The 22,322-nt window shown below is 56.2% G+C and carries 20 protein-coding genes; 11 read left to right on the top strand and 9 right to left on the bottom strand.

Translation table 11 applies throughout. The features are described from left to right. Window positions 1-8: 8 nt before the first annotated feature. Window positions 9-902: a D-alanyl-D-alanine carboxypeptidase family protein gene (locus tag ABLO27_RS16830; RefSeq protein ID WP_353034092.1), complete on the top strand. Its 894-nt coding sequence runs from the start codon at window positions 9-11 to the stop codon at window positions 900-902. A gap of 48 nt (window positions 903-950) precedes the next feature. On the opposite strand, the gene ABLO27_RS16825 is transcribed toward ABLO27_RS16830, so the two are convergent. After that, on the bottom strand, window positions 951-2,108 hold the full coding sequence (locus ABLO27_RS16825; protein ID WP_353034091.1) for a GGDEF domain-containing protein: 1,158 nt from the start codon (window positions 2,106-2,108) through the stop codon (window positions 951-953). A 568-nt stretch (window positions 2,109-2,676) separates the two neighbouring features. On the opposite strand from ABLO27_RS16825, the gene ABLO27_RS16820 reads away from it, so the two are divergent. Then, on the top strand, window positions 2,677-6,390 hold the full coding sequence (locus tag ABLO27_RS16820; protein WP_353034090.1) for a tetratricopeptide repeat protein: 3,714 nt from the start codon (window positions 2,677-2,679) through the stop codon (window positions 6,388-6,390). Between the two features lie 81 nt (window positions 6,391-6,471). Here the strand turns inward: ABLO27_RS16820 and ilvC are convergent, their stop codons facing one another. The 4 genes from ilvC to ABLO27_RS16800 form a co-directional block, all read right to left on the bottom strand. Further along, entirely contained in the window at window positions 6,472-7,491 is a 1,020-nt protein-coding gene (gene ilvC, locus ABLO27_RS16815) for a ketol-acid reductoisomerase (RefSeq protein ID WP_353034089.1), read from the bottom strand. A gap of 103 nt (window positions 7,492-7,594) precedes the next feature. After that, the gene (locus tag ABLO27_RS16810) at window positions 7,595-8,245 is read right to left on the bottom strand and encodes a TetR/AcrR family transcriptional regulator (RefSeq protein ID WP_353034088.1); all 651 of its coding nucleotides are present in this window, start codon (window positions 8,243-8,245) and stop codon (window positions 7,595-7,597) included. A 253-nt stretch (window positions 8,246-8,498) separates the two neighbouring features. Further along, complete coding sequence (locus ABLO27_RS16805; protein ID WP_353034087.1) at window positions 8,499-8,762, bottom strand: hypothetical protein; 264 nt, start codon at window positions 8,760-8,762, stop codon at window positions 8,499-8,501. 253 nt (window positions 8,763-9,015) lie between these two features. Beyond that, window positions 9,016-9,927, bottom strand: a complete 912-nt coding sequence (locus tag ABLO27_RS16800; protein ID WP_353034086.1) for a LysR substrate-binding domain-containing protein — start codon at window positions 9,925-9,927, stop codon at window positions 9,016-9,018. Between the two features lie 167 nt (window positions 9,928-10,094). On the opposite strand from ABLO27_RS16800, the gene ABLO27_RS16795 reads away from it, so the two are divergent. The 6 genes from ABLO27_RS16795 (at window position 10,095) to ABLO27_RS16770 (ending at window position 15,665) form a co-directional block, all read left to right on the top strand. Beyond that, window positions 10,095-11,225, top strand: a complete 1,131-nt coding sequence (locus ABLO27_RS16795; protein ID WP_353034085.1) for a TauD/TfdA family dioxygenase — start codon at window positions 10,095-10,097, stop codon at window positions 11,223-11,225. A 14-nt stretch (window positions 11,226-11,239) separates the two neighbouring features. Further along, a complete protein-coding gene (locus ABLO27_RS16790; protein WP_353034084.1) occupies window positions 11,240-11,989 on the top strand; it encodes a class II aldolase/adducin family protein in 750 nt (249 codons plus the stop codon). 74 nt (window positions 11,990-12,063) lie between these two features. Then, window positions 12,064-12,726, top strand: a complete 663-nt coding sequence (locus tag ABLO27_RS16785; RefSeq protein WP_353034083.1) for a DUF998 domain-containing protein — start codon at window positions 12,064-12,066, stop codon at window positions 12,724-12,726. 91 nt (window positions 12,727-12,817) lie between these two features. Next, window positions 12,818-13,408 carry a DJ-1/PfpI family protein gene (locus ABLO27_RS16780; protein ID WP_353034082.1) on the top strand — a complete coding sequence of 197 codons (591 nt, stop codon included), beginning with the start codon at window positions 12,818-12,820 and terminating at the stop codon, window positions 13,406-13,408. Between the two features lie 154 nt (window positions 13,409-13,562). Next, the gene (locus ABLO27_RS16775) at window positions 13,563-13,913 is read left to right on the top strand and encodes a ribbon-helix-helix domain-containing protein (RefSeq protein ID WP_353034081.1); all 351 of its coding nucleotides are present in this window, start codon (window positions 13,563-13,565) and stop codon (window positions 13,911-13,913) included. A gap of 249 nt (window positions 13,914-14,162) precedes the next feature. After that, window positions 14,163-15,665 (top strand): hypothetical protein, encoded by a 1,503-nt coding sequence (locus ABLO27_RS16770; RefSeq protein ID WP_353034080.1) that lies wholly within the window; start codon window positions 14,163-14,165, stop codon window positions 15,663-15,665. Between the two features lie 24 nt (window positions 15,666-15,689). On the opposite strand, the gene ABLO27_RS16765 is transcribed toward ABLO27_RS16770, so the two are convergent. The 3 genes from ABLO27_RS16765 to gatC all read right to left on the bottom strand — a co-directional run bounded on the left by ABLO27_RS16765 (window position 15,690) and on the right by gatC (window position 18,757). Next, on the bottom strand, window positions 15,690-16,787 hold the full coding sequence (locus ABLO27_RS16765) for an NAD(P)/FAD-dependent oxidoreductase (protein WP_353034079.1): 1,098 nt from the start codon (window positions 16,785-16,787) through the stop codon (window positions 15,690-15,692). A 141-nt stretch (window positions 16,788-16,928) separates the two neighbouring features. Continuing rightward, window positions 16,929-18,413: an Asp-tRNA(Asn)/Glu-tRNA(Gln) amidotransferase subunit GatA gene (gene gatA / locus ABLO27_RS16760; RefSeq protein WP_353034078.1), complete on the bottom strand. Its 1,485-nt coding sequence runs from the start codon at window positions 18,411-18,413 to the stop codon at window positions 16,929-16,931. A gap of 56 nt (window positions 18,414-18,469) precedes the next feature. Then, window positions 18,470-18,757 carry an Asp-tRNA(Asn)/Glu-tRNA(Gln) amidotransferase subunit GatC gene (gene gatC / locus ABLO27_RS16755; RefSeq protein ID WP_353034077.1) on the bottom strand — a complete coding sequence of 96 codons (288 nt, stop codon included), beginning with the start codon at window positions 18,755-18,757 and terminating at the stop codon, window positions 18,470-18,472. A gap of 217 nt (window positions 18,758-18,974) precedes the next feature. Here gatC and ABLO27_RS16750 point away from each other — a divergent pair, with 217 nt between their 5' ends. The 3 genes from ABLO27_RS16750 (at window position 18,975) to ABLO27_RS16740 (ending at window position 21,173) form a co-directional block, all read left to right on the top strand. Continuing rightward, window positions 18,975-19,544 carry a TetR/AcrR family transcriptional regulator gene (locus ABLO27_RS16750; protein WP_353034076.1) on the top strand — a complete coding sequence of 190 codons (570 nt, stop codon included), beginning with the start codon at window positions 18,975-18,977 and terminating at the stop codon, window positions 19,542-19,544. 153 nt (window positions 19,545-19,697) lie between these two features. Beyond that, a complete protein-coding gene (locus ABLO27_RS16745; RefSeq protein WP_353034075.1) occupies window positions 19,698-20,192 on the top strand; it encodes a YHS domain-containing (seleno)protein in 495 nt (164 codons plus the stop codon). A gap of 171 nt (window positions 20,193-20,363) precedes the next feature. Then, a complete protein-coding gene (locus ABLO27_RS16740; protein ID WP_353034074.1) occupies window positions 20,364-21,173 on the top strand; it encodes a siderophore-interacting protein in 810 nt (269 codons plus the stop codon). 114 nt (window positions 21,174-21,287) lie between these two features. On the opposite strand, the gene ABLO27_RS16735 is transcribed toward ABLO27_RS16740, so the two are convergent. Beyond that, window positions 21,288-22,304, bottom strand: a complete 1,017-nt coding sequence (locus ABLO27_RS16735) for a 1-aminocyclopropane-1-carboxylate deaminase (RefSeq protein WP_353034073.1) — start codon at window positions 22,302-22,304, stop codon at window positions 21,288-21,290. Window positions 22,305-22,322 lie beyond the last annotated feature (18 nt).

Raw genomic sequence — 22,322 nt, 5'->3', positions numbered from 1 at the left:
GATTTGTAATGCGTTCGAACGCCGTTTCAACAAAGGTTTCTGCCCTTCTTCTGGCTCTGTTCCTGGCAGCCTGCCAAACCGCGCAGGCCCCCAAGACGACGGCGCCCACGGCTTCAACGGCTGCTGCGTCGGTTCAAACAGCGTCGCTTCCGGTTATCAGCTATGCACCGGAAACGGCTGTTGAACGCGGGTTTTCAGCGCTTGTTCTCAATGCATCGACAGGCCAAGAGCTCTACGCTGTGGATGCGGACTCACCACGGTTTCCGGCTTCGCTCACCAAGATGATGACGCTGTATCTGTTGTTCGATGAAGTCTCCAGCGGACGGTACTCGTTGTCATCGCCCCTGAAGGTTTCGGCAAATGCAGCCGCGCAGCCTCCGGCGAAACTTGGTCTGAAGGCCGGGACAACGATCACGGTGGAACAGGCGGCACGGGCCCTGGCGGTGAAATCGGCGAACGATGTCGGCATCGTCGTTGCTGAAAACATTGCCGGAAGCGAAGCTGCATTCGCACGGCAGATGACCCGGCAGGCCAGGGCACTCGGGCTGACCAAGACGCGTTTCGTCAACGCAACCGGACTGCCCGATCCGGCGCAGGTGACCACCGCCCGGGACATGGCCAAGCTGGGTCTGGCGCTGAAACGGCGGTTTCCGCAATACGCCAGCTATTACCGTGCAAAATCCTTCAATTACAACGGCCGCACGTTCCGAGCGACAAACAATCTGCTTGGCAAAGTATCCGGCGTCGATGGCCTGAAGACCGGTTACATCCGCATGGCGGGCTACAATCTGGTTGCCACTGCACGGCGAGGTGGAAAGCAGCTGATTGTCGTTGTCATGGGGGGCAAGAGCGAAGCTGCGCGCGACCAGGAGGTCACGCGCCTGATCGAAGCTCACTTCTGATGCCGGGACAGGGCTGCCAGTGCACTTCCTGCCCGGTCGCGGTTCTGATCAGGCATTAGCGAGAATTGGTTCGGCGAATGTGATGCGGTTGCGGCCGTTGTTCTTGGATTCGTAGAGACTCTTGTCGACGGCCTGCAACAGGTCGGTCGTCAGCAACTGGCTGCCGTTGCCATGATAAATTCCGGCGGACGCGGTTATCCGGAATTCTTCGGGTGCAAACTCAAAGCGGAGCTCGGAAATCTTTTCGCGCAACCGGTCTGCCACCTTGAAGGCATTGTCCCTGGAAATACCCGGCAACAGGACGGCAAACTCCTCACCGCCGAGCCGGGCGAAGCAATCGCCCTGTCTGAGATGAGACGAGACGGTTTTGCTGACTTTCACCAGAGCTTCGTCACCCGCCGGATGACCATATTCGTCGTTCACCTGCTTGAAGTGATCCAGATCGAAATGGACAAGCCCGAAATTGTCTTTCGAGGTGCCCTGAAGCAGCTCTTCCAGCCGTGATTGAAACTCCCGGCGGTTGAAAGCTCCGGTCAACGGATCTCTGCGCGCGGCTTCGCGGTGCCTGTCGGCGACCTGTTCGAAGGATACCGCCAATGAAAATGCACCTGTCAGACTGACGAAGATGAGCGCGCTCATCAGGTGGATGTCCTGAATCATGTCATTCATCATGCCCGGTCCGGCAGGTCCTCCGAGAGCCAGCCCGTGAACGGTGCGAAGTGCGCCTTCGGCGGCCAGCAGGAAAAAGGCCAGGATCAGACCGATTGCAGAAATCAGTCCTCTGAACACCGGAGACGTGTAGGCACTGATGGTCGCGATGCAAAGCAAGGTGAATATGACATTGGCTGCCGCATAGGCGAGGGCGAATTTCGAAATCGAGAAAGCGACAACGGCCACCAGGAGGTAGGCCGAGGCCGGTGCCAGGATGTTGCTCACCTTGGTTGGCAGATGGGCGAGCTGTCTCGCCGCGTGCAAGTGGCACCCGAATGCCAGCAGCAGGAGTGTGTTTGGAACCAGATAGGCGACAAGCACCGGAAGCCAGGCTTCAACAGCAAAGAATAGAAGCGCTGCGGCCAACAGAATGTTGGCTGCGCCCCAACTACGCCAGTGCCCATGTGGATTGACACGAAACGACATTGCCAGAAAGGAAATAGCGAACACCGACAGGACAAGAATGTTTGCCGAAAACAGTGTCGTCAGATCCATTTTCGCGGACTCCACGGGTAGGCTCGTCAGCGGACGAAGTGAACGTCACAACAATATAAAAACAGGTCTTGCGATCCAGTTAGAGAATAAAAACAGGTTTTCATAAAATTTTATCTTTGTTTATTTCTTGCAGTTTGCTGCACCTGAAACCGCTTTGGCGCGTCAATATTTTTTGCCGAACTTGCGGATTTTCATATCCTGTTTTGCTTCTATTTTGTCGTGAACAAGTTCTTGTTTTCATGAGTGTTTTTCATTTTCATCTGTAACGGTTGGTTCCTCTTTTGGCGTTTTTCCAGCTGGCGATGCAAGGGGCGCCGGTACTGAGGCGTGCGTCGGATTGTCTGTTGCGACGATCCTGCACGTCGCCAGGTTTTCAGAAATCTGCAAGTCTTGGTGGAATGAGTGCAGAGAGTGCAACGGAGTTGTACGTGAAGTGCCCGCGCGATATGAGTCCGGAAAACCGTCTTGGCGGCGCGCAAAAACTATGTACCGAGGCCCTGTGGGGGCTGGCGGCAGCGGCGCGAGGGGAAATGAGCGGGCGGTAGTTGGAGTTGTTCCAGGGGTGTCAATGAGAGTTTTGGGAATTGTTGTTCTGGCTTCCGGCCTGGCCTTTGGTGTTGCAGGTTCTGCGGTTGGCAAGAGCGGAGACTTCGACAAGGCCCAGGATTGGCGGTTGGAGGGGGTGAACCAGTCCGCTCCCTTGTCCGGGCAATCGGAAAAGAGCTACGAGGCGAGCCTGCCAGACGCTCAGGAACTTGAAAAACTTCTTGCCCGCGAGGCGGCGGGAGATCCGGAAGATCTGTTCAGGCTTGGTCTTGCTTATGAGAACCCGGATCTCTGGGAGCCCGATTACGACAAGGCATTTTCCTATTTCAAGCGTTCTGAGGCCTTGGGGTTTCCCTGGGCAAAGGCCCAGCTCGGTTACTATTACGAAACGGGGCTGGCCGGACCCAAGGATTACAAAAAGGCGGTTTCCTACTATCAGCAGGGTGCGGATTTCGGCGACAATTGGAGTGGTTTGCGCCTCGGTTACCTGTACCTGGAAGGTCAGGGCATTCGGCAAACAGACACCCAGGCATTCTTCTGGATCCAGTGGGCAAGTCGGGGCGGGTTGCTGGAGGCAACGTCTGCACTTGGATGGCTTTACGAAAACGGCCGGGGAACCGAGGTCAATCTGGAAAAGGCGGCTGAGCTATACCGGAAGTCTGCGGAAGCAGGGTACCCGAACGGCTGGGTAAATCTCGGGCTCATGTATGAGCATGGTCTTCTGGGGAAGCGAAACGAAGAACGCGCCGTTGAATTCTATCGGAAAGCCTCCGACATGGATTACCCGAGAGGCATCCATCATCTTGGGACCATGTATCATTGGGGCCTGGGGGTGGAGCAGGATCAGGCAAAGAGCATTTCGCTTTTTCGCCGCAGCCTCGACCTTGGCTACGACTACTCACACGTTTCGCTCGGTCTCGCCTTTGAACAGGGAAAAGGAATTGATCAGGATTACGCCCAGGCTGCCTTCCACTACCAGCAGGCAATAGAAACCACCGGCTCGCCGCGCGCGCTGGGCTATCTGGGATGGCTGCACGCGCAAGGTTTCGGGGTCGAGCAGGACTATCGCAAGGCACATGAACTTTATGAAGAAGCTGTCGGTGCCGGTGATGAGTTCGCGACAACAGAGCTTGGGCTTCTGCTCTTGGACGGTACGCCTGTCACAGACCAGGACGTAAACCGCGGACGACGGTTGTTGCTTCAAATGGCGGAGAAGGACGACCTCTCCGCAATTCTGTCCCTGGCGAAAATGTATGAACACGGGATCGGCGTGGCTCAGGACCCTGTTGAAGCATTGTCCTGGTATGGCAGGGCAAAGGATTTGGGCAGCACCACAGCGCTCATCGCTTTGGGCACGTTCTATGAGGAAGGCTCCGGTGCCGAGCAGGACCTTGATCGGGCGAGCGAACTTTATAATCAGGCCCTGGAGGAGGGGGACCAGACCGCACTGCTGGATCTGGGCGTCTTGTTTTCGACGAAAGCCTGGAAGGGGCACGATTTTTCCAAGGCCCTGGACTACCTGAACAAGGCGGAGGAGGCCGAAATAGACGGTGCGGCCGCAGTGCTCGGCATCAGCTATTTTGAGGGAGAATGGCTTGCCGAGGATCTCGAGCTTGCGCGCAGCTATCTTCAAAGGGCGACGGAAAACGGAAATTCGGTCGCTGCTGCCTATCTGGGGTATATGGAAGAGGAAGGCCTGGGCGGGCTGAAGGAAATATTTGAAGCCATCCGCCATTATGAAATCGCGGCCGAAGGCGACAATCTTTATGCCGCTTTGCGTCTCGCGGACCTCTTCACCAAGGGCGGCCCTGTCACGCAGAGCCGGAAAAAAGCGCTGAGGTGGCAAATTCGCGCAGGCGAACTCGGCGATGCCGGTGCTGCGTTTCAGGCAGCAGAGGTTCTCTACAAGGATCCGCGACACGAAGACCGTGAGAAGGCTTCCCGTCTCTACCGGGTGGCTGCTGATGGCGGTAATGTTGAAGCCTCGGTCAAATGGGCCCGAATGCAGGTTCTGGGCGAGGTGAGGGAAGCGGATTTCTTTGCTGGAATTGACGAACTAAGGCATGTGTCACAGACCAAAGCCCTTTCCGCACTGGCGCCGCTTTCTCAGTTGGTCAAGGACGGAGAAAAGGGCCGCGACCAGTATCGCCGCGCACAGGAAAAAGAGCTGTTCCTGGGACTGGCCTATGCCAATGGGATCATCTTCCCGCAAAGACTTGAGAATGCCGAAGAGCATCTGCGTCAGAGCCTTTCGGTTTCAGACTATCCATTCGTGCCAGGTCAGTTTGCGTTGGCGAATTTTCTTCTGGAAACGAAACCGGACAACGAAACCGTCAACGCGGAAATCTTGCAACTCCTGACATTTGCGGCCAATCGGGGGCATTCCAATGCGCAATATGCTCTTGGTCAGATCTATCTGAATGGATCGTTTGAAGGCCGGCAGCTCACAGAACAAAACCAATCCAAGGCGATGATGTGGTTCCGGCTTGCCGCAAAAAGTCACGCGAATTCGCACTTTCTCCTCGCATGGGGAACTTCTGAAGGGTGGGATCAAACTGTCGATCCTTCCGAAGGCCTCAGAATGCTGGAAGATCTTGCGGTCGCCGGAGACGAATTTGCCGCTTTTCAGCTAGGCAAACATTATTCGGAAACACCGGACGACCCAGGTTACCAACCCGATCTGGCCGCCAGATGGTACGAAAAAGCGGCACGGTTCGGTGACGCTCTGGCGATGCTGAACCTGGCCATTCTTCATGATCAGGGTGCCGTCGCAGGGCATTCACAGGCGACTGCTTTCAAATACTACCTTGCGAGCGCTGAGGCCGGAAATGCAGAGGCCGCGAGGCTCGTCGGCTGGCGCTACCGCAAGGGGCGCGGTGTGGAAGAGAACATGGACCTTGCTGAAGAGTGGTTCCTGAAGGCCGTTGAAATGGGTGCGCAGCGCGCGGATCTGGCACTTGCGTATCTTTATATCGGTGAAGATGAGTTTGACCGGGAAAAGAAAGAGCAGGCCATCCAGACGCTTAAGATGTACGCGGATCGGGGACATGCGCAGGCATTGGTCGCGCTGGGGTATGCGTATGTCGAAGGTTCTGGTGTCGAAAAAAATCCTGCGAAAGGTTTGGACATTTTCGAGGAAGCCAAGCGCATAGAGCCGGCTCGAGCGCGGAGAGCGATCGGCGAGTTCCATTTTCTCGGATATGGAGGCGCTGTCGACTACGATCTGGCGTTCAAGAATTTTTCCGAAGCAGCGGTTCTCGGAAACGCCAGGGCGTCCGCAAACCTTGGCTGGATGCATCAAAATGGACTTGGGACGGAACAGGACTACCGGGAAGCCGATCGACTTTATAGGGTCGCAATAGAGCATGGCATCCATGATGCGACCGTCAGCCTGGGTGTGCTTTACCTGGAAGGGCTGGGCGTCCCAAAAGATGAAGCCAGGGCGGAGACCTTGTTCAGAGAGGCGGCGGAACGCGGACTGGAAGGGAGCAATGCCAATCTGGGCTGGATGATGCTGCATGGATATGGCGTACCAAAAGATGTCGAAGGCGGGCTGGCGATGATCGAGCAAGCCGCATTAGAGGACGATCACTACGGGGCCTACTATCTGGCCGTTCTTTTGGAGAGTGGAGAAGTCGTGCAAAGAGATCGCGACAGGGCAATTGAACTTTACAAGTTTGCCGCAGAAGACGGCGATTTCAACGCATTGGCAGCTCTCGAACGACTGCAGAAATAACGTTCCACACAGGTGTTTCAAAAAAGCAAAAGCCGGGCATCGCTGCCCGGCTTTCTCTGTTTCCAGAATGACTGATCAGTCTTAGTTCTTGGTCTTGTCGACCAGAGCGTTGGACTTGATCCACGGCATCATGCCGCGCAGCTTTTCGCCGACTTCTTCGATCTGGTGAGCGTCGTTCAGGCGACGGGTTGCCTTGAACTTGGCTGCGCCTGCACGGTATTCCTGCATCCAGTCGGAAGTGAACTTGCCGTTCTGGATGTCGGTCAGGACGCGCTTCATTTCAGCCTTGGTTTCCGGCGTCACGATGCGCGGGCCGGTGACGTACTCGCCCCACTCGGCAGTGTTGGAGATGGAGTAGTTCATGTTGGCGATGCCGCCTTCGTAGATCAGGTCCACGATCAGCTTAACTTCGTGCAAGCACTCGAAATAAGCCATTTCCGGAGCGTAACCGGCTTCCACCAGGGTCTCGAAACCAGCGCGGATCAGCTCGACAAGGCCACCACAAAGAACAGCCTGTTCGCCGAAGAGGTCGGTTTCACACTCTTCCTTGAAGGTGGTTTCGATGATGCCGGAGCGGCCACCGCCAACGCCACATGCGTAGGACAGGCCGAGGTCGTGCGCGTTGCCGGAAGCGTCCTGGTGAACGGCGATCAGGCACGGCACACCGCCGCCCTTCTGGTATTCGCCGCGCACGGTGTGGCCCGGGCCCTTCGGCGCGACCATCAGAACGTCAACGGTGGACTTCGGCTCGATCAGGCCGAAATGAACGTTGAGGCCGTGAGCGAATGCGATTGCAGCACCGTCACGGATGTTGCCTGCAATGTGGTCTTTGTAGATGTCGGCCTGCAGTTCGTCCGGCGTTGCCATCATCATCAGGTCGGCCCAGGCCGCAGCTTCGGCCACGGTCATGACCTTGAAGCCGTCAGCTTCGGCCTTCAGGGCAGTGGTGGAACCTTCGCGCAGAGCAACGGCAAGCTCGGTGCAGCCGCTGTCTTTCAGGTTCATGGCATGGGCACGGCCCTGCGAGCCGTAGCCGATGACGGCGACTTTTTTGGATTTGATCAGGTTGAGATCAGCATCACGATCATAATAAACGCGCATGGGTTCCTTTCTCCCGTTTGCATTCCGTTGTTCTTCAAAAAGCCGGTCTTCATTGCCGGTCTTTGTTGTTTCTGGTGGTTCCCAGTTGGTCCAGCGCCGGTTCCTATGCCCCGAACAACTGGTAAAAGCGGTCGACGGCCATTTCGGCCTGTGATTTCAGATCCTGTTCGGCGGGGCTGGCAGCTTCACCGAGAAGTAGCCGAACGTGAACGTCGCGGATCGCCAGGCCATAGAGCACCTGATAGGCATCCTCGGCATGGTCGAATTTCAAAAGCCCATGCCGACGGCCGCTCTCCAGCATGGTACGCGCACGTGACGAAATCATGTGCTTGCCGCGCATCAGCAGGAGCTGGCCGAGCCGGTTGGAATTTGTGTTGGACTGACCGATGGATAGCCGGTTTAGCGCCAGTGATGTCTCGGAAAAGAGAACCCCCAGCAGGGCTTCGACGAAAGCAGCGACATGCGCGCGGAACGTTTCCGCGTCTGCTGTTGCACCTGCCTCGGAGGGAAACTGAACCTGGCTGGCCTGGTAGGCAACAACCGCAGCCAAAAGGCCATCCCGGTCACCGAACCATTTATAGAGGCTTTCCTTGGAGCAGCTGGCCGTCCTGGCAAGTCCTGCCGTCGTCAGTGCCTTTTCGCCTCCTTCCACCAGCAATTTCAGCGCATGCTGCAACACCACCTGCTGGCGCGGCGAAAACTCGGGCGCTGCGTCCGGGCGGGAAGTGGCAATGTCAAAAGCGGCTGCTGGCATGTCTTCAGGTGTCGGTCAGAGTGCTGTGGAGACGAATGTCTTTTCGGGTGAACCGTACCGTACGGTTCGGGTGCGGTTATGACATTGGCAAACGGGGAGGTCAAGAGGAAATTGACAAGTGGAAACAGGTTTGCCTTCCGACAACTGTTCGCACCGATCCAATGTTCCGAAACGTCGCGTGAAGCCCCGAGTTTGACCATCAGTTCGAAGAGGCCTGGATAGAGAGTATTTAAATGCGGATGCTCGACAAATTTTACATAGCTATCGAAACGGATGCCATACCAAGCAGGAAGCCTCCGAGGAACCATTTGGATCTCGAGCGCCGGGAGAACGTGAAAAGCGTAAAGCCTGCAAAGCCGATGAAAATCAGCAGTGAAATGAGTCCGACGGCGGCCAGAGCCAATATGACCAGCGTTGCGCTTCCGCCTTCTGCTACGGCGCGGTCAAAGTTGCCGTCTGCGAAAAGAAGGCAAAACTGGGTGCCTGCACCTGCAAGCCACCCGGCCAGACCAGGCACGGGTCCCTGAATTCTGCTCGGATCAGATTTTGTGTTTTTCGCCGACATCTGCTGGAATTGGCTTCTGAACTGAGCCGGATTTTGCATGCTGCCTTGAAGTCTTGCTGAATTTTGAGCGGAGTTGTGCTGTGCTCCACGTCTTCCAAAGCTTTTGTCAGCCAACTCGAATTCCTTCCACGGAAACACGTCTGGATTTTAAGTTTCCTGATATCGACCATAGGTTAATTCCTTTCTAAGGCCCTCGGTCTTGAATTCATACCGGTTCAGGCGTTTCGGTATCTGCCGTCATCCTCATCCAGTCGATTACCACCTGCGCCGTTTCCACGTTACGGCTGCGGTGCGACAGGGTTATGTAGAACCGGCTTTTGGGTCTCATGACAGGGAGGCCGATCGGTACGAGCAGGCCCTTCTGGACATGGTCACCGTTGGTTGAACGCCAGCCAAGCATGATGCCGTGACCGGACAGAGCCGCCTGTGCGGCCTGGACGTAGTTGGAGAACTTGAGGCCCTTTGAAGTGCCCGCGGGTTTCTGACCGGTCTGCACGAAATAGTCGGACCATGTCACCCAGTTGGGGTCCGGAAATTCCACATGGATGAGCTGAGCCGAGGCGAGATTCCGATCTTCCTTGCGAAGACGTTCTGCCAGCACAGGAGCGCAGACCGGTTCAATGATCTCATCAAAGAGATGCTGCATGTCGCCGTCGTTCCAGCGCCCGTCACCAAAACGCATGGCGATGTCTGTGCCGGGAGGCATATGCGGTACTTCCTGCGGAGTTGTCTGCACGTTCACGGCAATGTCCGGATGATCGAGATAAAAGGCCTCGAGCCTCGGCATCAGCCAATAGGTGGCAAAGCCGACCGTGCAGGCGACGGTCACTGAGGTCCCCGATTGCGTGGTCAGCGCCTGAATCTCACTCAAGGCTTCGGCCAGGCGTTCCCGGTTTTCGATGACTGCCTTCAGCAGTATTTCTCCGGCCTCGTTCAATCCTGCCGGGCGTGTGCTGCGGTCGAACAGAGATGTGCCGATATGCTCTTCCAGCTGCCGAAGTGCCTGGCTGACTGCGGATAGAGAGACATTGAGCTCGCCGGCTGCCCTCTTGGCGCTACCTGCGCTGTGCACGGTTTCGAAGACATGAAGCAATCTGAGTGGCGGAAGTCGGTTCATGTGACGTTTAAGTTTAGTCTCTGATTAAGTTAACTTCTGTTTTTATCACCTTTTCAAATCGTTCACACAAGCGCATTTTCCCGAAACTGACCGCAGATCGAAAGGGTTGGCGAATTTGTGCCCTTCGTCTGCAGAATTCGAGCAGGTTAAGTTATTTGGAGGGAGTGATGCTCGGAACTGGTGAAGCCGGTGTGTTGTTGGGTGAAAATGGCCTGGATGTACCGCTGAGCAACGGCGAAACGGCCTATTTCAACTATTACTGGCTGCGGGACAATTGTCCGTCGTCCTTCGATACGGCAACCCGCGAGCGCGTTTACGACATCTTTGCGGAAGAGGTTGCACCCAGGGCTGCGTCCGCGTCGATTTCAGCAGGACATCTGGAAGTAACCTGGGCCGGCTCTGAACACGTGACGCGCATGCCCATGGAAACCCTGACCGGTTATGCCAACGGGGCCAAACGTTTCGACAGTGCCAATTTTCCGCGCAAACCCTGGTATTCCGACCATTACGAAGAGATCGGACGGTTTTCCTACGCGGATCTGACGACAGACAAGACCCATATCAGGAACTGGGTCAAAACCATGCTGACAGATGGTGTCGCCTTGCTGACCGGATTGCCGGACACCGATGAGGCCCTTCTGGACGTTGCCAACATGATCGGCCACGTACGCCCCAGTTATTTCGGCCGGGTATTCGAAGTCAAAACCCATATCAAGCCGACAAACCTGGCGTTCACCTCCAAAGCGCTGGAGCTGCACACCGACCTGCCTTCTGAGGACGCGGCTCCCGGCGTTCAGTTCCTGCATTGCCGGGCAAACTCGGTTGATGGCGGCGACAGCCTCTTTGTCGACGGGTTGGCGGTGGCCGAAGACTTCCGCAAACTTTATCCTGATGAGTTCGAACTGCTGGTCAATACGGATGTTCCCTATTATTGCGAGCACGACACGTTTGATATGCGTGCCCGCCAGCGGGTGATCGAGCTCGATGAATACGGCAACATCTCCGGCGTGACCATCAGCCAGCATCAGGCTGACATTTTCGATCTGCCGCAAAGGGATCTTGATCGCTACTATCCGGCTTTCTGTCGCTTCGGGCGCCTGATGCAGGACGACAAGTACCTGATGCAGTTCCGGCTCAATGCAGGAGAATGTATCGTTTTCGACAATCACCGGATCGTACATGGACGCGCGGCCTATTCCGCCACCAGCGGTGACCGGCATCTGCGCGGCTGCTATATCGACAGAGGGGAAATGCGTTCAACCTTCCGGGTCCTGTCCGGGGAAGGGCGCTTCAAGTAGGAGGAGAGACGGGCATGACCCTTGCACAAGCGCAAACCAGCGATGAACAGGAGCTGCGCGAAGATCTTGCGGCTGCTTTTCGCCTTGCGGTGAAATTCGGCTGGCATGAATCGGTCGGCAATCACTTCAGCGTTGCCGTGTCGGACGACGGTTCCAAGTTTCTGATGAATCCGAAGTGGCGGCACTTTTCCGATATCAAGGCCAGTGATCTTCTTCTGCTCGACGCGACGGATGATGCAGTGATGGAGCGCGAGGATGCCCCGGACCCGTCCGCATGGTGCATTCATGGCACGGTTCACCGGAGCAATCCGGCAGCGCGTGTTCTGTTCCACTGTCATGCGCCGAACGCGACCGCGCTTGCGACCCTGCAGGACCCGACCTTGAAGCCGATCGACCTCAACACGGCGCGGTTTTACGGCAAAGTTGCCATCGATCTCGGTTTCGGCGGAATGGCTGATGAAGCCGAAGAGGGGCGGCGGATCGCCGAGACCCTCGGCAACAAGCCGATCCTGATCATGGGCAATCACGGGGTCTCTGTCGCCGCAGCAACGGTTGCTGAAGCGTTTGAGCATCTGTATTTCTTCGAGCGTGCCGCCGAGACGCTTCTGAAAGCCTATTCAACAGGGCAGCCGCTTGCCGTCATGTCGGACAATCTCGCTGCCAAGACAGCGGCGGAATGGGAACCCTATGTCGGAATGGGCTATGCGCATTTCGCTCACTTGAAGCGCGAACTGGACAGAACTCAGCCTGATTACCGGGATTGATCGGCTTTCACGCACGCATCGCGCCGAACCGTTGTCGAGGTGATTGCCGTCCAGCGGTGTGTTAGGGTTTGGCCATGAACAGGCCAAACCTTTTTATCTTGTTGCCTTTGTTGAGCTTTTTCTGGCTGGTCAGCGGTGTTTTTACCGCCGGTTTCCTGTATCCGGGATACAGCCATCTGGCTCAGTTCATGAGCGTACTCGGTGCCACTGGGACCGAGCACGGGGCGTGGGTGAACCTCATTGTGTTTGCCGGGGCCGAAATCTGGGTAATTCTGTTTGTGGTTTTTGCCCTGCGGGCCGTCTCCGGCAGACCGTTAGTGATGGCGGGCCTTATTCTGCTCGGGCTTTATGCGGTATTGCTGATGATCGCTGCATTGTTTCCCTGTGATTTCGAGTGCCGCCCCGAGGCACCGTCGCTGTCGCATCTAGTCCATGCCGCCGCCGGGTTTCTGGCCTATCTCTCTGGTCTGTGCGGACTGTATCTGGTGTCACTCGGGTTGAGGCGCGCGGACAGTGTTAAGGTTCAGGTGCGTCTCGCCGCCGCGCTGTTCGTTGCGGGAGCGGGGCTTTTGAGCGGGATCGTTCTGTCTCAGGATTTTGGCGGTCTCTTTCAACGTCTCCTGGAAATTCTGCTCTATGTTTGGATGGTTCTGGCGGGTATCGCCCTGTCACATGTTCAGGCGAACGACCGGCTGCTGATGAGGCAGCCTCAAACCTGGCACGGCTCGAAATCCTGAATTATTACGCTGTAGTACTCGCCTAATACCCACTCAAAGGCTTCGCCTGCTAGCGTCCTCTCATCGCGACATTCTGATGGGAGGAAATGGCATGAGCGCAAAGATCCTGATGATCACAGGTGACTTCACCGAAGACTATGAAACCATGGTTCCGTTCCAGGCATTGCTTGCCATGGGACATGAGGTTGATGCGGTTTGCCCGGGCAAGAAAAGCGGCGAGACCGTTGCGACCTGCATTCATGACTTCGAAGGCGACCAGACCTACACTGAAAAGCGTGGCCACAATTTTACTCTGAATGCGAGTTTCGCAGACATTGATGTTGAGTCCTACGACGCGCTGCTGATCCCGGGTGGCCGGGCACCTGAATATCTGCGTCTGGAGGCCGAAGTTCTGGCTGCCGTGAAACATTTCATGGATGAGGGCAAACCTGTGGCGGCGATCTGCCATGGAGCTCAGATCCTGACCGCGGCGCAGGTGATCGAAGGTCGCGTCGTGTCAGCCTATCCGGCTTGCCGTCCGGAAGTGGAACTGGCTGGTGCGACCTATGCAGAGATTGCCATAGACGCTGCCGTGACTGACGGCAATCTGGTGACGGCTCCCGCCTGGCCCGCTCATCCTGCCTGGCTGGCGCAGTTCGACGCTGTGCTCAAGGGCAGGGATGCCGGTGCACTGGCTGCCTGACGGGACGCAATCATTGGTCCGGGCAAGAACATCTGGTCCAAAAAAGACCGGAAGGGTCGGCGATGGCAGGCAGGAGACACTCCTTGCCTGTCATGGCCGGGCTTGATCCGGCAATCCATGCCGTGGATTATTCAGGCAATCGGGAGGGGAATTCATGTGCAAACTCTTCATCGAAGCGGATCCCAAGCTTTGGGAAAGCTCGACGAAATCCCTGCGTATCGATGGCATGGTCACATCGGTTCGGCTGGAGGCGTTTTTCTGGAACGCTCTGGAAGAAATCGCCGCACGAGACGGAATGAACGTCGTGCAGCTGATCACCCGACTGCACCACGAGAGCATTGATGCAGGCCATGACCTCGGCAATTTCACCAGCTTCCTGAGAGTATGCTGTGGCCGCTACCTCGCATTGCAGCTTTCCGGTGATGTGCCAACCGATAAAAGGCTGCCGATTGCGGGTCTGGACGCGGATGGGATCCTTGAGGCTGAGAGTGGTCGGGTGCACTAAGGTCTGAAATGCGAAGTCGCTGAAAATTCTGGTTGTTTAGCGTGCACTTTCCCGTGATGTGTGCAAGGAGTTTGTGACAACCACCCCGAATTCAACGGCACTTCGATTGAACTGACTATGAAATTGCGACAGCTGTCTCACTCTGCTTCGAAAGCTCTCCGGCAGATGAAGGGACCTGATACTGCCCTGCAACTCGTGACCCAAAGCTGGGGCAGGAAGTGTACTTCCGCTTCTCCCTTGCAAACGTTGTTGGACGAACACGACCCGGTTTGTGTCATCCTGATAGAAACCCAAATCCGAGCAATCCTGAATGATTTGCCCTGGTCTTTCGAGCCGGATATGTGGTCTTCGTTTTTTGGCTCGATGCACTCAAAGTTAAGCTCTCGCAGAATGCGGGTGAGAGCCATTGCTCTTGCTCGTGTTGATCAGGGAGCGGCATTAGCACTCACCACGCATCACTCTGGTTATGTGCGTGAAGCTGCGCTTGATCAAATTCACTCCATATCAGGTTCGTTTTCCCTTGCTCTGTTAGTACGCCGACTGAACGATTGGGTTCCTGAAGTCCGGCGGGCAGCCGTCAGAGCAATCGAACGGTGCGTATGGCAGACATCTGTTCCTGACCGAAACTTGGCACGTGTTGTATCTGGATGTCTTGAGGCACTGTTAAGTTCCGGGGAAATGGGACGATTGCAAACCGAAGAGCTGATCCTCGTTGACAGAATGATACTCGAAACCGGCGGCTTGGAAGAACTGAAGAAGACGATTCTGCAAAGTCCCATGGATCGGGCGAGTGTGTTGCTGAAGCTCGCGCTCAAGCGCGGAATGATTTCAGATCTGCTCTCAAAATTAGTCAAAGAAGGGAAGCACCACGCCGTTCGAAGATTGGCATTGAAAACGATCCTCGATAGTGGCTTCGCCTGGAAGGCAGACAGACACATCCGTCGGACCAACTACGATCTTGGCTTGAAAAAGGACGACTTCGCCGAAGTTGGTCTGTCAGACAGGTCCGTCGACGTTCAGCGGGTTGCCCTTCAATACGTCTTGAACCATCCGGACAGCCGCTTGCATCGGAAGGAAGTTTTCCTGCCCTTCATGTCGTCAAGTCATATCAGTTTGGCAGACAATGCAGCTTTCGGACTGAAGAAGGTCATTGGCGCAGATAATTTCTTACTAAATCTCATTGAGCAACTGCGGAATGATGAAGGGCCTCCGTTCTGGGTTGCTCGCCTTGTCGCCAGATACGGAGATGCGCTGGGGAGAGGAGAAATTCGAACAGCCTATGAGAGGCTGTCCGTACAGCCCGATCTTGCCTGGCTTGAACTAATGGCGCTGCTTGAGGATCGGACGGCCATCGAAGATTTGCTTCGAATTGCGTTGGAGCACGATGATCTTCACTTCGCTCAAAGAGCCGCAACGGCGCTGACCGGTAACGCATTTCAACCTGAGTTCGAGGCGATCTCTGCAATTATTAAGCGCGGGAAAGGTGAATTCGAGGCACGCGGCTTACGACGATTGATCGATAAGTGCAATACGTTGGATATCGTTCGGACAATCGTCCAACTTTCCATTCATGAGCTAACCTTCGATCTTGAGAACCTCTGGCGACTGGTTGGCAAGAAAAGGCAACTAAGAGCGTTCTTCCCGAGCAGAAAGGAGATTGAACAGCTTGAACGCGAGTTGTCCGAAGCCGACCCCGAAATCAAGACTTCGGCTAACGCCGCGCTGGGATTGAACAACTATCGGGCATTTTGATTGCTGAAGGTTGCGATTGAGATCTTACAAACGATCTCTCACCTCGTCTCCAATCGCCAGAGCTGATGTCAGGGCTGGTGACTCCATGCCATAGAGCGCGACCAATCCGGTGAGGCCGTGGGCTTCGGGGCCGTCTATGCGGAAGTCGGCTGCAGGTTCGCCAGGGCCAACGATCTTGGGGCGGATGCCGGAATAATCGGGAACGAGGGAAGCGTCCGGCAGATCGGGCCAGTAGTTCCGGATTGCAGCATAGAACTTGTCACCGCGTGCCGGATCCACCTCGTAGTCGAAATTTTCCACCCATTCCACGTCAGGCCCGAAGCGGGCCTGATGTTGAAGGTCCAGGGTCAGGTGAACGCCAAGCCCACCTGGTTCGGGAACCGGATAGATCAAGGTGGAAAAGGGAGCTTTGCCCTGCAGCTTGAAATAGTTGCCCTTGGCCAGATATGCCTTTGGCGGGTGTGCCTGAGGAAACGCCGACATCAGGGCCGGGGCTCCGTGACCGGCCGAAACGATCAGCTCCCGGCAGGTGATGGCATAGCTTTCCGCTCCATCAGTTTCAACCTGAACGCGGTAGCCTTCTTCAGGCAGGGCTTCAATGCACTCAACCCTGGTGTTCAATACAACCTGACCACCATGTGCCTCGAGCCCGCCTTGGAGGGCCAGCATGAAGCCGTGACTGTCAATGATACCGGTGGAAGGCGACCAGAGTGCACCTGAGCAGTTCAGTGCCGGTTCCCGCTCGCACAGTTCGTTGCGGTCGACAAAGACTAGGTCCGTTACGCCGTTTTCCGCTGCCTTTCGTTTGATCTTCTGAAGCTCGTCGAGCTGTGCATCGTGCGCGGCGACGATCAGTTTGCCGATACGGTCGTGACCAACACCGTTTTCGGCGCAGAACGTGTAAAGCTGTTGCTTTCCATCGACGCAAAGACGCGCTTTCAGGCTACCTGTCGGGTAATAGATGCCGGCATGAATGACCTCGGAATTGCGGGCGCTGGTCTCTGAGCCGATCAGATCATGCTGCTCCAGGACCATGACCTCGCGGCCGGAAAGAGCCAGGGCACGAGCGCACGCCAGTCCAACGACACCGGCGCCGATGACGAGGGTTTCGATGTCATGCATTGCAGGTCTCCGGCCGGGAAGGGAGGGATCGCTCTGGCTGTTGCCTTGAGCTGCGTCTGGTTCTTGGGGGGACTTCAGAGAAGCAGACAGGCAGGGAAGAGCGCCGGGCCCCTGTTGGTGCGGGGGCCCGGCAAGGGGGCGTCAACCCCACCAGTTTTCCGGTTCGAAGGACCCGGCAGCGTCCTCGATCACCTGGCCAACCTGGAAAAGCGTGCTTTCATCGAACGGTTTCCCGATCAACTGCAAACCAAGCGGCAGGCCGGACTTGTCGAGACCGGCCGGAACGGAGATGCCCGGAAGACCGGCCATGTTCACCGTGACCGTGAAGATGTCGTTCAGGTACATCTTGACCGGATCGGAATGCAGGTCCTGATCGGCAACGCCGAAAGCAGCCGACGGAGTTGCCGGGGTCAGGATTGCGTCGACACCGTTCGCCCAAGCCAGATCGAAGTCACGCTTGATCAGGGTGCGAACTTTCTGTGCCTTCAGGTAGTAGGCGTCATAGTAGCCGGCAGACAGCACGTAGGTGCCGATCAGAACGCGGCGCTTGACCTCTTCGCCGAAACCTTCGGCACGGGTGTTTTCGTACATCTCCACAATGTCCTTGCCCGGAACGCGCAATCCGTAGCGGACGCCGTCATAGCGGGCCAGGTTGGACGAGGCTTCGGCCGGAGCAACGATGTAATATGCGGGCAGGGCGTATTTGGTATGCGGCATGGAGATATCGACGATTTCCGCGCCCGCATCTTTCAGCCACTCGATTCCCTGCTGCCACAGTTCCTCGATCTCGCCCGGCATGCCATCCATGCGATATTCCGCTGGAATGCCGATCTTCAGACCTTTGACGGATTTGCCGATCGCGGCTTCGTAGTCCGGCACTTCGATGTCGACCGAGGTGGTGTCCTTCGGATCAACGGAGGCCATGGATTTCAGCAGAATGGCACTGTCGCGCACCGTGTGGGCGATTGGGCCTGCCTGATCGAGCGAAGAGGCAAAGGCAACGACGCCCCAGCGGGAGCAGCGGCCATAGGTCGGCTTGATGCCGACCGTGCCCGTGAAGGCAGCAGGCTGGCGAATGGAGCCGCCCGTGTCGGTCGCCGTGGCGCCCATACACATGCGGGCCGCAACCGCTGCCGCCGAACCACCGGAAGAACCACCCGGAACCAGATCCTGGTTGGAGCCCTTCTTGCGCCACGGGTTGATGACGTCGCCGTAGTAGGACGTCTCATTGGAGGAGCCCATCGCGAACTCGTCCATGTTCAGCTTGCCGAGCATGACAGCTCCGTCAGCCCACAGATTGGACGTGACGGTGGATTCGTAAGCCGGTTTGAAACCGTCCAGAATGTGGCTGCATGCCTGGGTGTGCACGCCTTTGGTGGCGAACAGGTCCTTGATGCCGAGGGGAATACCCTCAAGCGCACCGGCGTCGCCCGTTCCGAGTTTTTCATCGGACGCCTTGGCCATGTCACGGGCCTGATCGGAGGTGACCGCAACGTAGGCGTTCAGTGAGCTGTTGGCGGCTTCGATGTTTTTCAGGAATGCCTCGGTCAATTCAAGCGAGGTGTAATCCCTGTTCTTCAGGCCCTCACGGGCCTCGGCGATGGTGAGTTTTGTGAGGTCAGTCATGACTTTGTCTCTCAAGCGGCCTCATGGGACCGGAAAATCTGCAAAGGGTGATCGGGTTATTCGACCACTTTCGGAACCATGAAGAAGTTGTCTTCAGAGGCCGGGGCGTTGAGTGTGATGTCATTGGCCTTGTTGCCATCGGAAACGCCGTCGACGCGCTTTTTCATCGTCTGTTCAACGACAGATGTGAGCGGTTCGACGCCATCAATGTTGACTTCATCGAGTTGCTCGACAAAGCCGAGAATGGCGTTGAGCTCTCCAGTCATTCGGGTGGCATCGTCTTCGCTCACCTTGATGCGGGCAAGCCGGGCAACGCGTTTTACCGTTTCGGTATCAACAGACATTTTTTTCCTCGTCAATTCGGTCTGCCAATGTCAGGCATCAGCCCGAGGGCAGGTCAGCATCTGTGTGCTCCCTGGTCGCCGGAAAAACAAGAAAGGCAGTTTGATTTCAGACCTTAAACTCAGTATTACGGAACTAATTGGTACCGTAATTCAGTTGGGTGTTTGCGACAATATGGGCGCGGTGAAGCCAAATGCAGGTCGTCCAAGAGACGACAGAGTGACAAAAGCCCTATACGCAGCGACGCTCGCGGAGCTTTCTGCGCATGGTCTTGAAAGAACAACCGTGTCAGCCGTTGCGACACGTGCCAGAACCAGCAAGCAGGCCGTCTACCGCCGTTTCAAGGACAAGACGGACCTGATCGCCTCAGCTGTCGAGAATGCGAGTGCCGCATTAGACCCAGTTGCGCCGCAACGTGGAAACGTTGCGTTGGATCTCAGGCGGTGCCTGAGCGGTTTGGTCGAAGCCTTCCAGGCCACTGAACTCGGCAATGCTGTGCAATCCTTGATCTCATGTCCTGATGTTTTGCCGTATCGGCGGGTTCTTGAAGGAATTGAAGAAAACCAGCGGCTCGTCCTGCGCCAGATCTTCATTGCAACGCCTTTTGAAACCAACATGGAAACCCGCATCGACCTGCTGCTTGGCCTCGTTTATTTCCGGCTGCTGTTCCGCAATGAGACCGTGACCGACCTGGAGATCGAAGCGGCAATATATCTGGTGCTCGGACTGGTCGCACCACGCGATCCAGCCCCCGTTTCAAGCGACGAAACCGTTCTGCCGGGGCTGTGAATAGAAGCCCATCACGTTTTCTGTCGGTCTGCTGGCGGCTCTGTGATCAAGGGTGATTGGATATTCCTGGCGTCAGAAGACATTTTCCAACCAGTGCGATGCATTTATGCGCCGCTCAGGAAACGCCTTCTCTTATCCTCAATGGAGACGTCCATGCCGCTTTATACGTCCAAGTCCGTTCTTCTGGGTCTGACGGCCCTTTTCTCCGTCGCCGCCTTTACTGCTTCTGCAGATGAAATCACCACATTCACCAAGTCCGGCGTGGCCATTGGTGGTACTGACCCGGTTGCATATTTCACCGAAGGCAAGCCGGTGGAAGGGAACGCGGATTACACCGCTCAATATGACGATGTCACCTGGCAGTTCTCTTCTGCGGAAAACAGAGACAAGTTCGTGGCTGATCCGGCCAAATATGCCCCGCAATATGGTGGCTTCTGCGCATTCGGCGCAGCAATGGGCTTCAAGGTTCCGGTCGTCCCGGAAGCATGGTCGATCGTCGATGGCAAGCTCTATCTCAACAATTCGCTGAAAGTTCAGGAACGCTTCGAGCAGGACGTTCCAGGTCACATCAACAACGCGACGCTGAATTGGGAAATCATCAAAGACAAGCGGCCTGAAGATCTGAAAGAGCCGATCATCCGTAACTGATGAACAGACTTCTCCTCCCAACTGACACAGCCCGCCATTTGGCGGGCTTTTTTTTGAGCGTTTGTGGGAAGCGAACGCACTCGAAGACAGACTGTTTCCGAAAAATGGTCAGTCCGGGTCTTCAAAAACGGTACCGTCACTGTTAAATCTTGAGATAATTTCTCAACTTTTATGAGGTGCCTCGTGGCCAGCAAACTCAAACGCCGCCCAAGATTTCTGACTGTCCGTCGAGTCAGGTATCTCAGTCCTCACATGATCCGCGTCACATTTGCCGGCCCGGAGCTGGAAGGGTTTCCGCTCGGCCACGAAGGGGCCAACTGCAAACTGGTCCTGCCTCGCGACGGCGAAAGCCGGGAAGCGTTCGAAGCCTATTTTGCTCCCGATGCACCTGAGGAAAAGATCCATCCGGTTCGCACCTATACCATTCGTTCCTATCGCCCGGTTGAGCTTGAGCTTGATATTGACTTTGTTGCCCATGGTGATGAAGGCCCGGCAACACGATGGGCGCAGCAGGCAAGGGAAGGCAGCTTCCTGGGGCTCTTTGGGCCGAGCCAACCGAAAATCACCGAGTTCTATGCAGAATGGTATCTGGTTGCCGCCGACCTTTCCGCGATGCCGGTGGCTGAAGCGACGCTTGAAGCCATGCCCGCTGAGGCAAGAGGGGTTGCTGTTTTTGAAGTGCCGTCAAAAGAAGATATTCGGGAGATCAAAGCGCCTGCAGGTATCGAGCTGCACTGGCTTGTTCATGAAAATGTCTATCAGCCATCCGTTGCTCAATTCGATTTTGTCACGTCCATGAATTGGCCGATCGGCGTCGTCCAGACCTGCATCGCCGGGGAAAGCTCGGTGATCAAGGCATTGCGCGGTTATCTTCACAACGAACGGAAGCTGCCGAAGAAAGACACTTACATTTCAGGCTACTGGAAAATCGGCCTTGTTGAAGACGAGCACCAAAAAATGAAGCGGGCAGAGGCGGCCTGACGCGGCGCGATTGCCAGTCACAGCAAGTGGCTCTGCGGAAGCGACTTCGCTTGTCCAGCGGGGCGCTTTTGATGTGGATGCCCCGCTGGTGAAGGGCTGGCAAGGCGAACGAGACTAGCCGTCCTTGTAATAGTAGCTGTAGCCGTTGATTGCGGGCGTCCCGCCGAGGTGGGCATAAAGAACCCTGGAGCCTTCGAGTATCTGGCCAGTCCGGATGAGGTCGATCATGCCTTGCATGGATTTGCCTTCATAGACCGGATCCGTGATCATCGCCTCAGTTTGGGCCGCAAGTCGAATGGCGGCGTTCGTTTCTTCTGAAGGAACGCCATAGGCCGGATAAGCGTAGTCCGGATTGATAATGATCTCATCTTCACGAACGGCTCGTCCAAGCTCTACCAGCTCGGCAGTCGTATCGACAATCTGGCGAACCTGCCCGCGGGTTTGATCTAGCGTTCCGGAGGCATCAATGCCGATAACCCGGCCCGCCCGGTTCTGAGCGGCAAACCCGACGATCATTCCCGCCTGTGTGGAACCGGTCACGACACACACAACGATGTAGTCGAAGCTGAAACCAAGCTCCTCTTCCTGGGAGCGAACTTCCTCGGCAAATCGGACATATCCAAGCCCTCCGTATTTGTGCACGGATGCACCCGCCGGGATCCCATAAGGCACGCCGCCGTTGTCGCGGACGGACTGCATGGCGTCTTCCCAGCTTTGTCGAATACCGATATCAAACCCGTCTTCGACAAGACGGGAGTCGGCCCCCATCAGGCGCGTCAACAGGATGTTGCCGACCCGGTCGTAAACCGCATCGTAGTGCGGAACCCATTTTTCCTGCACCACCACGCATTTCATGCCGATCTTGGCAGCGGTCGCCGCAACCATGCGGGTATGGTTGGACTGTACACCCCCTATGGAAACCAGTGTATCGGCTCCCGAGGCGATAGCGTCAGGGACAATGTATTCAAGCTTGCGCAGCTTGTTTCCTCCAAGGGCAAGACCGGAATTGCAATCTTCCCGTTTAGCGTAGATTTCCACCTTTCCGCCAAGTGCGTCGGAAAGACGTGGCAGATGTTCAATCGGTGTCGTCCCGAATGTGAGCGGATAGCGTTCAAATTTCTGAAGGTTCATGAAGATCACCTTTGTTCG

The organism is Roseibium sp. SCP15, assembly GCF_040329435.1.
Lineage (GTDB): Bacteria > Pseudomonadota > Alphaproteobacteria > Rhizobiales > Stappiaceae > Roseibium.
This window is presented reverse-complemented; position numbering and strand designations above follow the sequence as displayed.

Excerpts from the sequence above, each read along its gene's own strand:
- ABLO27_RS16830 (WP_353034092.1), top strand. The coding sequence starts at position 9 with ATGCGTTCGAACGCCGTTTCAACAAAGGTTTCTGCCCTTCTTCTGGCT.
- ABLO27_RS16825 (WP_353034091.1), bottom strand. The coding sequence starts at position 2,108 with ATGGATCTGACGACACTGTTTTCGGCAAACATTCTTGTCCTGTCGGTG.
- ABLO27_RS16820 (WP_353034090.1), top strand. The coding sequence starts at position 2,677 with ATGAGAGTTTTGGGAATTGTTGTTCTGGCTTCCGGCCTGGCCTTTGGT.
- ilvC (WP_353034089.1), bottom strand. The coding sequence starts at position 7,491 with ATGCGCGTTTATTATGATCGTGATGCTGATCTCAACCTGATCAAATCC.
- ABLO27_RS16810 (WP_353034088.1), bottom strand. The coding sequence starts at position 8,245 with ATGCCAGCAGCCGCTTTTGACATTGCCACTTCCCGCCCGGACGCAGCG.
- ABLO27_RS16800 (WP_353034086.1), bottom strand. The coding sequence starts at position 9,927 with ATGAACCGACTTCCGCCACTCAGATTGCTTCATGTCTTCGAAACCGTG.
- ABLO27_RS16795 (WP_353034085.1), top strand. The coding sequence starts at position 10,095 with ATGCTCGGAACTGGTGAAGCCGGTGTGTTGTTGGGTGAAAATGGCCTG.
- ABLO27_RS16790 (WP_353034084.1), top strand. The coding sequence starts at position 11,240 with ATGACCCTTGCACAAGCGCAAACCAGCGATGAACAGGAGCTGCGCGAA.
- ABLO27_RS16785 (WP_353034083.1), top strand. The coding sequence starts at position 12,064 with ATGAACAGGCCAAACCTTTTTATCTTGTTGCCTTTGTTGAGCTTTTTC.
- ABLO27_RS16780 (WP_353034082.1), top strand. The coding sequence starts at position 12,818 with ATGAGCGCAAAGATCCTGATGATCACAGGTGACTTCACCGAAGACTAT.
- ABLO27_RS16775 (WP_353034081.1), top strand. The coding sequence starts at position 13,563 with ATGTGCAAACTCTTCATCGAAGCGGATCCCAAGCTTTGGGAAAGCTCG.
- ABLO27_RS16765 (WP_353034079.1), bottom strand. The coding sequence starts at position 16,787 with ATGCATGACATCGAAACCCTCGTCATCGGCGCCGGTGTCGTTGGACTG.
- gatA (WP_353034078.1), bottom strand. The coding sequence starts at position 18,413 with ATGACTGACCTCACAAAACTCACCATCGCCGAGGCCCGTGAGGGCCTG.
- gatC (WP_353034077.1), bottom strand. The coding sequence starts at position 18,757 with ATGTCTGTTGATACCGAAACGGTAAAACGCGTTGCCCGGCTTGCCCGC.
- ABLO27_RS16745 (WP_353034075.1), top strand. The coding sequence starts at position 19,698 with ATGCCGCTTTATACGTCCAAGTCCGTTCTTCTGGGTCTGACGGCCCTT.
- ABLO27_RS16740 (WP_353034074.1), top strand. The coding sequence starts at position 20,364 with ATGAGGTGCCTCGTGGCCAGCAAACTCAAACGCCGCCCAAGATTTCTG.
- ABLO27_RS16735 (WP_353034073.1), bottom strand. The coding sequence starts at position 22,304 with ATGAACCTTCAGAAATTTGAACGCTATCCGCTCACATTCGGGACGACA.